Genomic DNA, 12,682 nt, shown 5'->3' with positions numbered 1-12,682 from the left:
GATGGCACAGTTAATTAAACTAGAGAATTATATATCGCGTTATCAACAGGATATTTACCATTATCCAGGTCAATTCACACGTTTGAAGAGAGAGAATTGGCAGCGATTAAAGCTATTATGGGAAGAACAACGGACAACTCAGAAGGACGAACTGATAGAAGAAGAGCCACAAGAATCCAATTTTTTTAATTGGCGAGCGCTGTTTAATCGGCGTTCGGAGGTTGAAGAAGAATCATTTGATCATACAAACTTGCTTCCCGATTCGGAAGAGGAATTGAAACAGTATTTTCTAGATACCTTATATCCTTTTCAATTAAAGTGGGCGTCCACTACCATTAATAAAATGTCCTTCTTGAATCAAGACTATTATACAGATGAACGGTTACAATTCTTTTTGCAGCGGATACCTGATACTTATTTTGTGATGTATCATCCTGTTTTTGAATTGAAAAATGGACCATTGGCCGCAGACATTATTCTGATTACGCCATTAGAAATGGAGATCATTAAGGTGATAGATAGACCCGCTAATCAAACCATGATTGCATTTGATGATCGTTATTGGTATACAGAGGAGAAAAATATTCAAACAAGGATATTAAGCCCCTTGATTAGTGTCAAAAGAACGGCAAAAATCATCCAAAGCATCCTCCATAAATATGGCTTAGAGATGCCGTTAAGAAAAGTAATCCTTTCTGCAACGAATCCGATTGAGTTTGAAAGGGAGCCGTATCATACCTCATTCATTGGACGTGACCAACATGATCATTGGTTATTACAGAAACAGCAATTATCTGCTCCCATTAAACATCATCAGCTGAAAATTGCGGAGGCATTATTGCAGCATGTAGAATCTGTGGCGGTGAAAAGACCGGAGTGGGAGCAAAAAGAATCTCCAGGATTTCATTAATCTCGACAAAATTGGTTATCCAGAATTTCCTAGCGATAAAATTTGTCAAAAATCGATTTTTTACTTGAAATTATACCCGTTTTTGCGTTAATCTATTATTACTATTCCCTTTTTACAAATAGAGAGAATATCACACTATCGAGAGGAATTGAGGGTGACAGCTGTGGAACATATTTTAGGTAAAGATTGGACAGTGCTGCCGGCTGGTGGGTCGACCGGGACGGCTTATTATGCCCAATCACAACAAAAACAGTTATTCTTAAAACGGAATTCATCTCCATTCCTAGCTGTATTATCTGCCCAAGGGATTGTACCGAAACTGGTATGGACGAAACGTTTAGAAAATGGGGACGTTGTGACGGCACAGCAATGGCTTGATGGAAAGGCATTGAATGTAGAGGAAATGCAGCACCCTAAAGTGGCCAAGCTATTGAGTAAGATCCATCAATCCTCGGAATTGTTAGATATGCTGCTTCGAATTGAACAGACAACGGTCAAATTGGACCAAACATTGGTAAGGGTCAAACAATTTGTAAAAGGGAGCAAGTTGAGCCGGAATTCATTGATATTGTATAAAGCTATTCAATATTTGGAAACAAGGTTGTTAGATGTATATCATGATAAGCAAGTTGTCTGTCATTGTGATTTAAATCATCACAATTGGATGTTATCTAACAGTGGAGAGTTGTTCCTTATCGATTGGGACAATGCCCGAGTTGGTGATCCTGCCATGGATATAGGCAGAATCCTGCAATCTTATATTCCGAAGCAGGATTGGGATCAATGGCTGGGACATTATGGTGTAGAAAACACCCACTATTTAATGAAACGGATGCACTGGCATTTATTGGTTGATGAAATCATTGGTTATGTCTGGACATTGAATCGCCGTCAGGATAAAGAAGCTGATTATCATTTAAAGGAATTGCAGCAACTATTAACTCAGATTAATGCATGGAATCTTTAATCTGTGGTAGCCATTCATTGATGACCGTTTGATGTTTTTCGATATGTTGTTGCAAATTGGAACAATTGGTTCCTGTCGAACTATAGTCATCAATTGTCGCTAATAATGCGTATAATGAGGTGTTTTGCATAGATTCCTGTTGTTGCAATGATCGGATCAATCGTGATATTTGTTCACATTCAGAAATCGTTCCATTACCTTCTTCACATTGCAGGCTCAAGAGGTCGTGTAATAAATCTAACTGATGATTGGTTGTTAAGGACATGGTTTATACCACCTTTGCAGAAAATAATCCGTCTTAGTGTGTACGGAAGATGTGGAACCTATACGGAAAATACGTAAACGGCTTTTGCTAGGCTTTAGCAAAAGCTGGTTTTTATGTGATATTTATCTTCACAGAAAAAGGAGAAGACTTATGAGAGCAAGATATAAACCATGGGCTGATGATTATTTAAGGGAGAACGAAGACCTTGTGTTATTTAGTGCAGCAGAGTATAAAGGGAGATGGCGGGAGGTCATCAGTCAAGAACATCCAATCCATCTTGAGATTGGAACGGGTAAGGGCCAATTTATTGCTGGAATGGCAACACAGTACCCAGATGTTCATTTTGTTGGGATGGAGGTTGTCAAAAGCATTATCGTCTCTGCTGTTGAAAAAATCGCTGAATCAGACCTAACCAATATTACACTGTTGAATGAAGATGCACAGAATATTACCTCGTTTTTCGCAGATAATGAAGTCGATCAGCTTTATTTGAACTTCTCTGACCCATGGCCAAAGAATCGTCATGAAAAAAGACGCTTAACATACTCTGACTTTTTGGAACAATATCAACAAATCTTGAAGCCGAGTGGAAAATTAGTGTTGAAGACCGATAACCGATCTTTGTTTGAATATTCATTGGTGAGCTTTTCTCAGTTTGGCTGTAAGCTGGAGGAGGCTTGTTTGGACCTGCATGGGTTGGCAGACCCAACCAATGTGATGACAGAGTATGAAGAAAAATTTTCAACAAAAGGTCATCCGATTTACCGCTGTCAAGTCGCGTTTCCAGAATAAAATCGAGGCTTATCTTTTTAAGTAAAAGTATTAGCAAAAAAGGAGCGAACCGTTGAAGGGTCTGCTCCTTTTTTCTGTTTGTACCAACATGACGACTGTATTTTTGAGATTCTCACGATTTATGGACGTCATTTTAGAGATGATGACCGTATTTTTAGGATCCCCACTGTTTACGGCCGTTATCGGTTCGACTATTGCAAAATTAAATCCAGGAACCCATTTGTGCACATGGTTAGTGTTGTGGAGTCATAGACAGTACGGTGCCACTATAAGCATCTACATAGAACTCGTAGGGAATATGTTCACCATGGACATGTTTGGTGATACCACCATGATAGACATGATAGTTGATATCATGCTGCCTAAATGGTTCTATCCGCATATAAATCCAGGAACCACTTACTTCCGTATGTTCACTAATATTTTTCTTCACTGTGCGCAAGACGGTTTCAGGCTTCAAGGGTTTGTTTTTTTGCCTTGTCTGGCCGATTAGAAACCCAATCAAGCAGCCCAGCATAAAAAGAATGATTGTCTGTTGTTTTTTCATTTTTTCACTCCGTTCTTCAATGAGCTAGTTTATTTTCATCTTAAAGATAAATACTAGCAAAAGGCAAGCAATAAGCAAAGATACTTTCGTGTCACCGCTTTACATGATATATTTAAAGAAAAGAAAGGATGACGTGTAATGAATCCAGAAACATTAGCCTTATTTCGGACGCTAACTGAGCTGCCAGGTGCGCCTGGTAATGAGCATCAAGTTCGCTCTTTCATCAAACAAGAACTAACCAAATATGCGGATGACATTATCCAGGATCATCTCGGTGGCGTATTTGGTGTTAAACATGGAAAAGGACCGCGTGTATTAGTAGCTGGTCATATGGATGAAGTAGCATTCATGGTGACTCAGATTACCGATAATGGTATGATCCGTTTTCAACCCTTAGGCGGGTGGTGGTCTCAAGTATTATTATCCCAAAGAGTAGAAATACATACACCGGATAAAAAAATAGTTGGAGTGGTAGGATCGATTCCGCCTCATAATTTAACACCAGCAGAACGCGCGAAGCCCATGGAACAGAAAAATATGCTTATCGATATTGGTGCAGATGACAAAGAAGATGCTGTCAGATTAGGTGTTAAACCAGGGCAGTCGATAATCCCTGTTTCGACTTTTACCCCAATGGCCAATGATAAGAAAATTCTTGCCAAGGCATGGGATAATCGCTACGGCTGCGGTTTAGCGATTGAACTTTTGCAAGCTCTACAAGGGGAAACCTTACCGAACCAGCTATATTCAGGTGCTACCGTTCAAGAAGAGGTTGGATTGCGCGGGGCGAAAGTGGCAGCCAATATGATTCAGCCGGATATTTTTTATGCGCTTGATGCTTCTCCTGCCAATGATATGTCTGGAGATGACAAAGAATTTGGTCAATTAGGAAAAGGGGCACTGCTCCGTATTTTTGATCGAAGTATGATAACCGATCACGGTTTGCGTGAATTTGTTCTGGACACTGCAGAAAGCAATAATATTCCTTATCAATATTTTGTCTCGCAAGGGGGAACGGATGCAGGGAGTGTCCATTTATCTAATCAAGGAGTCCCTTCCACAGTTGTTGGTATTTGTTCGAGATACATTCATACGCACGCTTCGATCATACATGTGGATGATTATGCCGCTGCAAAAGAGCTGTTGATCAACTTGGTCAAAACTACCGATCAACAGATGGTGGATTCGATTAGACAAAAATAGCCAGAACGTACTTTTCTCGACGATATAATGGAGGAAATCTTGCTTAGATAGACAAACACATAAGAAAAGAAATGGAGGAATGGAAATATGCGACCATTACAATCAGAAGCAGAATTTGATCAGTTGAAAAATAATGAAAAGGTGATCTACTTATTTTCGGCAGATTGGTGTCCTGACTGCAGGGTAATTGAACCAATTATGCCTGAAATAGCGGAGAAATATCCCGATTATGAATTTATCTATGTAGATCGAGATCCGTTTATCGATATTTGTGCAGCTAACGATATTTTTGGTATACCAAGCTTTTTGGCATTTGATCAAGGAAAAGAACTTGGCAGATTTGTAAGTAAGGACAGAAAAACACAAGCAGAAATCGAACAATTTATTGAAGGCCTATCTTAATATGAACGTAAAAGCACAAATCTTGTTAGCTAGGATTTGTGCTTTTTTGGGAAGTAAGAAAGTGAAGATCTTGAAATAGATGAACAAGCATAAAATGGTATGAAATTTTTGTGAGTAGTGAGTTTGGACGTTTTCTTATGCAGGGCATTAAAAATGATCAACAACATTCCTTCAGCACAAATATAGGCTCTTTTCAACATCATACTCAAAGCAAATACCATTTTCGCATGTAGAAACAGCATACCGTTTTTTATTTATTGAAAAAAGTGATACAATACGATTTAGTGTGTTCTTCCGAAAAAAAGGGGGATAAAAAGATGAGTATGACTGCAATCAAAATGAAACAGAAACTAGATGAATTATTTCAACAAGAAGAAGCATGGTCTGTTTCCTACAATAGAGATAAAAATAGTTATCGTGTGGAATGGAAAGACACGAAACAAGGTGTTAATATTGCCATTGCAAATGTTATTGCCAAGCATGAAAGACGAGGCGATGTTGCGCTTGAGGAATTACAATTTCATATCCATGAATCTTTAAAGATGATGCATGAAGAACATCAGTTAGAGGGAAAGGAGACGCGTATTTATCCGGTAATGCGTGCGACCTCTTTTCCGAAAGAGACCAAATCTGGTATACCATTAGTTTATACCGAGCATACCGCTGAAACGAATATTTATTATGCCTTGGATTTAGGCACGACTTATCAATTGATTGATCAACAAATGTTGGAGGAACAAGGCTGGTCTAAGGAGCGGCTAAAGGAGATCTCTATATTTAATATTCGTTCCTTGCCCACCTCAACGAAAAAAGATACCGTTGCAGGTAATGATTTTTATTTTATCGCTACACAAGATGGCTATGATGCAAGCCGGATTTTGAATGAAGCCTTCTTAGAAGAAATGAGTGCCAATACAATCGGTGAGCTGGTGGTAGCTGTCCCACATCAGGATGTTTTGTTATTGGCAGATATTCAGAATGAAGCTGGATATGACATGGTGGCTCAAATAACGATGAAATTTTTTGCGGAAGGTCGTGTGCCGATCACCTCGCTGCCATTTATCTATGAAAATAAACACTTAGAGCCAGTATTTATTTTAGCCAAAAAGAAACCAAAAGAATAAGAGAGGAATTAACGAACATGTTTGTCTATTACAATAAACCAGGAATCGGTAACGTCTTGTTGTTTCCGATGAAAAACAGTGAGAAAATAACCTTTGAAAAATATGGGGATGTCGTACAAATCATCGATGAAACAACACGTGAAATCGTTGGATACAATATCTTTCAAGCCGATCAGTATGTGGATGGATTAGCCAATGGAAAAACGAAATTAACCGAGGGTATACTCCAGTCATTGCAAGAGGCATTTGCCAAAAACAAGGTGCCCAATCCATTAAATGTGGATCTAACACCAAAATTTGTCGTTGGTTATGTAGAGAATATCAGGCCGCATGAAGATGCCGATAAACTCCGTGTATGTCAAATCAATGTAGGAAATGAATCACTCCAGATCGTTTGTGGGGCGCCTAATATTGATAAAGATCAGAAAGTCGTTGTGGCGAAGGTAGGTGCGATTATGCCAAATGGAATGGAAATTAAGCCGACCACATTGCGTGGTGTGGATTCGTTTGGTATGATTTGTTCGCAAAAAGAATTAGGATTACCAAATGCACCGAAAGAAAAAGGGATCTACGTTCTGCCTGCTGAAAAGGAAATTGGCAGTGAATTTATTTTTGAATCCTAAGTGTAGCTGCCTTCCGTCTTCCTTGTTGTGAAATAAAACGATGTTGTAAGTATGGTACACAAACGCACAGATGCTTGTTGTTCAACATTTGTGCGTTTTGCCTGTGTTTATAAATCAAAGATTAGAACCGGACAGACGATCAGCTATTGTAACCAAGTTTTTCATAATAGAAAAAATTGCTATTACAATCACGTGTTTCATGATAAAATAAAAGGTAGAGTGTTTGATTGTATAATCGTACAAATAGTAGGAAGTGAGTGTGAACGTACGATGTGGAAAAACATAAGAAAAAGATGGGATCAATTATTTGTTGAAGAAGAGCGAGAAGAACATCTAAACATGACAGAGGATCGAAGTTCGACCAAAAATAAAACTGTGGAAGCCAAGATGGCCTATCAATATCCTAAACATCAACAAAATAATAATAGAACGCAGAAACAGCAAACAACGTCAAGAAGAAAACCGCAACAAAAGCATACAAACAAAGAAGAAAGACAAACACAAGCTACACCACAATTGGAAAAGCGACAACCTTTTAAGGCGCAGGACGTTCCATCGCCTATTTATGGTTTTCATCATCGTAAAGTAAAACGAAATGAACCAAATGAAGCACCAAAGCCAATGGAACCTACAGTGCCAGAAACACAAGAGATGTCAAAGCCAATGGAATCTAAAGTGCCAGAAACACAAGAGACGCCAAAACAAATGGAGAGCAACTCCATAGAAACACCAAAAGCACAGATGGAGAAAACGAGGTCAGTGTCACGGACAGAGCAAAAAGAAGAAAAGCAATCTGACATATCAACTGAAAAGCAAGCAGTCAAAGAGCATAAGAAAGCATCATCGAGTAAACACGTGGAGATTGCAAAAGTTGCCCAAACAGAGAAACGTCAGCGACCTAATCAGACGAAGAACCAAAAGCCTTTGAATGTTATGATGACACCAAGAGATAAATGGAGAATGAAGGAAAAAGAGAAACGAGAAACATCTACTAAAGTGGAAGATAAACAGGAAGCAACTGTTTCAGATAAAGAGATACAGCCATGTTCTTATTCGGTACCTATGCACTTGTTAGATGATGTCACAGAACAGAAAGTAAATCAGACACCGTGGATAAATGAACAAGCAGAAACGTTACAAAATACGCTTCGATACTTTAACATAAAAGCAAAAGTCGTAGATGTCACTCAGGGTCCATCGGTGACAAGGTTTGAAATCCAGCCCGAACCAGGAGTGAAAGTGAGCAAGATTAAGAACCTAACAGATGATATCAAAATGAACTTGGCTGCAAGAGATATTCGGATGGAAGCCCCAATCCCTGGTAAACATACCATAGGCATTGAGGTGCCTAATGAAAATGCAGAGCCTGTTTTTTTGCATAAAATGTTGGATAGCGAGGACTTTTTAGGACAGCAATCTCCGCTAACAGTAGCGTTGGGGGCGGATATTGAAGGAAGTACTATGCTAACGGATTTGAAGAAGATGCCACATGGTCTGATTGCTGGTGCAACAGGATCTGGGAAGAGTGTCTGTATTAATACGATTTTAATCAGCTTATTATATAAAGCGAATCATGACGAGGTAAAATTTCTTTTAATTGACCCTAAAATGGTGGAATTGGCACCATATAATGAACTTCCTCATCTGGTCGCTCCTGTGATTACCGATGTTAAAGCGGCCACCTCTTCATTAAAATGGGCAGTGCAGGAAATGGAAGATCGCTACCAACGATTTGTGGAGGAAGGCGCTCGTGATATTCAACGGTATAATCAAAAAGTGGTGGAACAGCAACGTCCAGAAGACAAGATGCCATATATTGTCATTGTGATCGATGAGTTGGCTGATTTAATGATGACGGCACCTCAGGATGTGGAAGATGCTATTTGTCGAATTGCTCAAAAGGCAAGAGCGTGTGGCATCCATCTACTAATTGCCACACAACGGCCTTCTGTTGACGTTATCACTGGGTTGATTAAGGCGAATGTGCCGACAAGGATTGCCTTCAGTGTTTCATCACAGATTGACTCGCGGACCATTTTGGATTCTAATGGCGCAGAGAAGCTGCTCGGTAAAGGGGATATGCTGTTTATCGAAAATGGTTCAGGCGAAATGAAACGAATCCAAGGAGCTTTTGTTTCAGATGATGAAATTGAACGGGTTACCAGTTACGTAAAACAAATCGCCTCACCCGAATATTTATTTGAACAAGAACAATTAATTCAACAGTCGTATGTGAGTGAAGAAGTAGATGCCTTGTATCATGAAGCCGTTGATTTTGTGTTAAAACACAATGGAGCGAGTGCTTCTTTACTGCAGCGACGCTTTAAGATTGGTTATAATAGAGCGGCACGTTTGATTGATAGCATGGAAGATAATGGAGTAATATCCGGACAGAATGGCAGCAAACAACGAGAAGTATTAATCAGCAGTCTGGATACAATGAATGAATAATAGATGATTGCTTAGAATAGTAACAAACGAGAACTTTACTGCTCGAACAGAAAGAGCTAACACAAAGCAATTCCTCACATATATTAAAGAAGAGGAATGATTATCTTATCCATTCTATTATTTAGTATGATCAAAATGATTTTGGAGGTTCTTTTTTATGACAAATTACCATTTTATTGGTATTAAAGGGACAGGAATGAGTGCATTAGCACAAATATTAGTTGACTCAGGCGAAGAAGTGCAAGGGTCAGATATTGAGAAATATATTTTCACACAACCTGCTTTAGAACAAAAAGATATTACGATACTACCTTTTTCTGAAGACAATATTAAACCAGAATTGACCGTTATTGCTGGTAATGCCTTTAAAGAGGATCACCCAGAGATTCAAAGAGCGAAAGAAATGGGGGTACCGTTCTATCGTTATCATGAGTTTCTCGGAGAATGGTTGAAGCGGTATATTAGTATTGCGGTTACCGGGTCACATGGTAAGACCTCGACAACCGGTTTATTAGCCCATGTGTTAGACCAAAATGTACCAATCTCGTATTTGATTGGAGATGGAACGGGTAAAGGATCAGAAGATGGAAAATACTTTGTTTTTGAAGCTTGTGAGTATCGCCGTCATTTCTTAGCCTACCAACCTGATTATGCGATTATGACAAATATTGATTTTGATCATCCCGATTATTTCAAAGATGTGGATGACGTCTTTAACGCCTTTCAAGAAATGGCTAATAACGTACGGAAGGGTATTATTGCCTGTGGTGATGATGAATATTTGCAAGCTATTCAAGCCAAGGCGCCTGTACTTTATTATGGATTAAGTGAGGGCAATGATTTTTGCGCCAAGAATATAAAAGTAACAGAGTCGGGGACTACCTTTGATGTGTTTGTGCGTAATGATTATTATGATACATTTGAAATCAATTCATTCGGAGATCATAGTATTTTGAATGCATTAGCAGTGATTACCATGTGTGATTATGAAGATTTCAGTAGTGAGCAAATCAAAGAAATATTTTCCTTTCATGGTGTTAAACGCCGATTTTCAGAGAAGCAGCTAGGTAATCAGATTATTATTGATGATTATGCGCATCATCCACGAGAAGTTGGTGCGACGCTGGAAGCTGCGAGAAAAAAGTATCCTAACAGGGAAATTGTCGCGATTTTTCAACCACATACTTATTCAAGAACCAAGACGTTTTTACAGGAGTTTAGCGACGCATTATCTGATGCTGATGCTATATACTTATGTGACATCTTTGGCTCCGCTCGAGAGGCGCAAGCGAAGTTATCGATTAATGATCTTCAGCGGCTTATACCGAAGAGTAACATATTAGAACTAGATCAAATCGACGTGCTTAATCAGCACAAAGATAGTGTTTTAGTTTTTATGGGGGCAGGAGATATTCAAAAATATGAAACGGCCTACCAAGAAAGTCAAATAAATTGAAACGCTTAAGATTCCCTTATTGGAAAATCAAATGCCAATAAGGGAATTGTTTTATTCAATGTTAAAGTTTTAAACGATATTCTACGAGTGATAGAACTTAGAGAATGGAAACACACGGGTTCTAGACGTCCTGCCAATCCTCCTTTTATTCCCTATTCTTCCTGCCTCATTTGAAGAAATATAAAAAAAGATACCCTTTTCACGTGAATTTTGTTTTTGAGTTGTTTAGAATAGGGATTAAAGGGTATAACATTATTATCAGTTTGAATAATGAAATACATATAAAGGAGTGAATCAATAAATGGACATACTCTTAGCATTAGCAGCAATCATAGCAGCAGTTGCGTTTGCCGCTCTAGTTATTTTTCTAGTTGTTTCTGTTGCCCCCGTTTTGAAAGAAACGAAACGGACATTATCACATGTGGCAGATACTTTAGAAGGGTTTGATAAGCAAGTTAACGGAATTATTGTGGAGTCACAGGCCTTATTAAATAAGACGAATAAGCTTGCCGATGAAATCCAAGAAAAGACGACAAAACTAAACACCGTTGTTGATGGTGTGAAAAATGTCGGTGCCACCTTCACTGACTTGACGGAGTCTGTTCGCACTGTGTCAAAAGCGGTTCATCAAGTAGCAGAAGAAAATAAAGAAACCACGGCACAGGCTATTAAGTGGAGTACAGTTGTGTTAGAATTATTTAAGAATAATAAAAATAAATAAAAAACATTGGAGGAATGCAAAATGACAAATCAACAACAAAATGAAGAAAGCCAAAATATTAATAGTAAGGATTTTTTAATTGGTTCATTGATTGGGGGAATTGTTGGCGCCTCTTTAGCCTTAATTTTCGCTCCGAAATCTGGTAAAGAATTAAGAAGTGACATTAATCAAGGTGCTAATTACGTCAAAGACCGCGCAGGTGAATGGAAAGATGTTGCCTATGAAAAAGGGGCGGAATTTAAAGACGTAGCTTATGAGAAGGGAAATCAATTCAAGGATTATGCCAAAGAGCAATCAGAGCAAATCAGCAACACGGTTGCCAAAAAAACCGAAGAGGTTTCCAATAAATTAAAAGAAACAAAAGAAACCATTCAAGATAAGATCTCTGATAAAGAAGACCCTGAAAAAGCCGCAGAAGAAGTAGCCCAAGCTATTGAAGAGGCAGCGCAAGCAGTGGAATCAGAAGAAAAAAGCAATAATTAATTCAATCGTATCATCAAAGAGCTGTCCATGTCTTTATAGAATGTGGACAGCTTCTTTGTCTATTAAAAAAGAAAGGAATGATAGCGATGGACATTCAACAATTGCGAACAATCGAAGAATTTCAGGAAATTGCAGATAATAATAGCTCTTTTGTGATCATGAAGCACAGCTTAACATGTCCTATTAGCGCAGAAGCCAATCGCCAATTTGAAAATTATCGAGAAGAGGCAACTATCCCGTTATTTCGGTTATATGTCCAAGAAGTAAGAGAGTTGTCGAATTATATTGCAGAACATTATGGAGTAAAACATGAGTCACCTCAAGTCATACAATTGATTAATGGACAGGCGGTTAAGCATCTAAACCATGATAGTATTACCACAGAAAATCTTAAAACAATCGGGTAATAAATAAACGATCTTCATTCAACTTGAACCATTCGATTCATTAAGGGTAGATAACTAGTTTTGCAATGCAGAAAGGCCGTCATCTTGGAAATGACGGCCAAAATCTGCGGGGAAGCGCGAAAAACCGTCGTCATTCTGGAAATGACGGCCAAAATCTGCGGAAAAGCGCGAAAAACGGCCGTCATTCTGAAAATGACGGACAAAATCTATGGGGAAGCGCGAAAAAACGGCCGTCATCGTTCGAAAGGTATATCTTCTCACGCAGAACATAAGCAAAAAGCGTCTGTCATTATGCTTCGATCAATTGTTTTCCTGACCAATTAGAAGAAAC

At 38.7% G+C, this 12,682-nt stretch carries 15 protein-coding genes; 13 read left to right on the top strand and 2 right to left on the bottom strand.

The window, feature by feature from the left end; genetic code table 11:
* Position 1: 1 nt before the first annotated feature.
* Positions 2-910 carry a hypothetical protein gene (locus BN6556_RS19345; protein ID WP_066195081.1) on the top strand — a complete coding sequence of 303 codons (909 nt, stop codon included), beginning with the start codon at positions 2-4 and terminating at the stop codon, positions 908-910.
* Positions 911-1,073: 163 nt separating this feature from the next.
* Positions 1,074-1,877, top strand: coding sequence for a phosphotransferase family protein (locus BN6556_RS19340; protein ID WP_066196649.1), 804 nt, complete (start codon positions 1,074-1,076; stop codon positions 1,875-1,877).
* Here BN6556_RS19340 and BN6556_RS19335 read toward each other — a convergent pair.
* Positions 1,858-2,142: a YtzH-like family protein gene (locus BN6556_RS19335; RefSeq protein ID WP_066195079.1), complete on the bottom strand. Its 285-nt coding sequence runs from the start codon at positions 2,140-2,142 to the stop codon at positions 1,858-1,860. The genes BN6556_RS19340 and BN6556_RS19335 overlap by 20 nt on opposite strands.
* Before the next feature lie 150 nt (positions 2,143-2,292).
* Here BN6556_RS19335 and trmB point away from each other — a divergent pair, with 150 nt between their 5' ends.
* Positions 2,293-2,934 (top strand): tRNA (guanosine(46)-N7)-methyltransferase TrmB, encoded by a 642-nt coding sequence (trmB, locus tag BN6556_RS19330; RefSeq protein ID WP_066195076.1) that lies wholly within the window; start codon positions 2,293-2,295, stop codon positions 2,932-2,934.
* 232 nt (positions 2,935-3,166) lie between these two features.
* On the opposite strand, the gene BN6556_RS19325 is transcribed toward trmB, so the two are convergent.
* Entirely contained in the window at positions 3,167-3,481 is a 315-nt protein-coding gene (locus BN6556_RS19325; RefSeq protein ID WP_066195074.1) for a PepSY domain-containing protein, read from the bottom strand.
* Between the two features lie 138 nt (positions 3,482-3,619).
* Between BN6556_RS19325 and BN6556_RS19320 the strand changes: the two genes are divergently transcribed.
* The 10 genes from BN6556_RS19320 to BN6556_RS19275 all read left to right on the top strand — a co-directional run bounded on the left by BN6556_RS19320 (position 3,620) and on the right by BN6556_RS19275 (position 12,675).
* Complete coding sequence (locus BN6556_RS19320) at positions 3,620-4,684, top strand: M42 family metallopeptidase (protein ID WP_066195069.1); 1,065 nt, start codon at positions 3,620-3,622, stop codon at positions 4,682-4,684.
* Between the two features lie 87 nt (positions 4,685-4,771).
* A complete protein-coding gene (locus BN6556_RS19315) occupies positions 4,772-5,086 on the top strand; it encodes a thioredoxin family protein (RefSeq protein ID WP_066195067.1) in 315 nt (104 codons plus the stop codon).
* A 317-nt stretch (positions 5,087-5,403) separates the two neighbouring features.
* Positions 5,404-6,210, top strand: coding sequence for a DUF1444 domain-containing protein (locus BN6556_RS19310; protein WP_066195064.1), 807 nt, complete (start codon positions 5,404-5,406; stop codon positions 6,208-6,210).
* Between the two features lie 17 nt (positions 6,211-6,227).
* Positions 6,228-6,833: a YtpR family tRNA-binding protein gene (ytpR, locus tag BN6556_RS19305; protein WP_066195061.1), complete on the top strand. Its 606-nt coding sequence runs from the start codon at positions 6,228-6,230 to the stop codon at positions 6,831-6,833.
* Positions 6,834-7,103: 270 nt separating this feature from the next.
* Positions 7,104-9,284, top strand: a complete 2,181-nt coding sequence (locus BN6556_RS19300; RefSeq protein WP_066195058.1) for a DNA translocase FtsK — start codon at positions 7,104-7,106, stop codon at positions 9,282-9,284.
* Positions 9,285-9,441: 157 nt separating this feature from the next.
* Entirely contained in the window at positions 9,442-10,740 is a 1,299-nt protein-coding gene (gene murC, locus BN6556_RS19295) for a UDP-N-acetylmuramate--L-alanine ligase (protein WP_066195054.1), read from the top strand.
* Between the two features lie 301 nt (positions 10,741-11,041).
* On the top strand, positions 11,042-11,461 hold the full coding sequence (locus tag BN6556_RS19290) for a DUF948 domain-containing protein (protein ID WP_066195052.1): 420 nt from the start codon (positions 11,042-11,044) through the stop codon (positions 11,459-11,461).
* A 21-nt stretch (positions 11,462-11,482) separates the two neighbouring features.
* Positions 11,483-11,944, top strand: a complete 462-nt coding sequence (locus tag BN6556_RS19285) for a YtxH domain-containing protein (RefSeq protein WP_066195048.1) — start codon at positions 11,483-11,485, stop codon at positions 11,942-11,944.
* 86 nt (positions 11,945-12,030) lie between these two features.
* The gene (gene ytxJ, locus BN6556_RS19280; RefSeq protein WP_066195045.1) at positions 12,031-12,351 is read left to right on the top strand and encodes a bacillithiol system redox-active protein YtxJ; all 321 of its coding nucleotides are present in this window, start codon (positions 12,031-12,033) and stop codon (positions 12,349-12,351) included.
* 60 nt (positions 12,352-12,411) lie between these two features.
* Positions 12,412-12,675, top strand: coding sequence for a hypothetical protein (locus tag BN6556_RS19275; RefSeq protein WP_148436818.1), 264 nt, complete (start codon positions 12,412-12,414; stop codon positions 12,673-12,675).
* Positions 12,676-12,682 lie beyond the last annotated feature (7 nt).

The organism is Gracilibacillus timonensis, assembly GCF_900086715.1.
GTDB lineage: Bacteria > Bacillota > Bacilli > Bacillales > Amphibacillaceae > Gracilibacillus > Gracilibacillus timonensis.
The sequence above is the reverse complement of the archived record's forward strand: the minus strand, read 5'-3'. Positions and strand labels throughout refer to the sequence as shown.